The sequence below is a fragment of the Mycobacterium sp. NGS18 genome, from assembly GCF_059813185.1.
Map to the genome: position 1 here is coordinate 1 of NZ_JCALEC010000036.1, position 578 is coordinate 578.

At 62.3% G+C, this 578-nt stretch carries 1 protein-coding gene; it reads right to left on the bottom strand.

Going from position 1 to position 578, the window contains the following annotated elements; all coding sequences use genetic code 11:
* Positions 1-43: 43 nt before the first annotated feature.
* A partial coding sequence (locus tag AC5Y31_RS21800) for a transposase (RefSeq protein ID WP_499982977.1) occupies positions 44-578 on the bottom strand: 535 nt, incomplete at its 5' end.

Consider the following 578-nt stretch of genomic DNA (forward strand, 5'->3'; position numbering starts at 1 on the left):
GAGCTTGTCAAGATTTTTGTGTAAGTAGTTGTGCTCGTTGGGGTTAGAGGTAGGGGTTGATTCGTTCGGGATAGGCCAGGGCGAGCTGGGCGAGGGCCTGTTTCCAGTTCGTGGTGACCTGGCCTTCGACGAGGCGCCCTTCGGCGGTGCGTTTTGTACCTCGTCTGAGCCCGCGTTCTTTAGCGCGGTCGCGTGCCCGCTTGTCTTCGATGTTGCAGATCGCCAGCCACAGCAACTTCACCACCGCCGCGTCGTTGGGGAAATGACCGCGGTTCTTGATGATCTTGCGAAGCTGGTAGTTCAGCGATTCGATCGCGTTGGTCGTGTAGATCACCCGGCGCAGCATCGGAGGGAAGGCCAGAAACGGTGTGAACCGCTCCCAGGCGTCCTCGAAGACACGGACCGTGTTCGGGTTGGCCCGACCGACCTCGGATGCCGCGAACGCGTCCAACGCCGCCCTGGCGGCCTCGGCATCGCTGGCCTGATAGACCGTCTTGAGAGCGGCCGCGACGGCCTTGCGCTGGTTGTAGGACACGAACCGCATCGCCGCCCGGATCAGGTGAACCACGCAGGTCTGG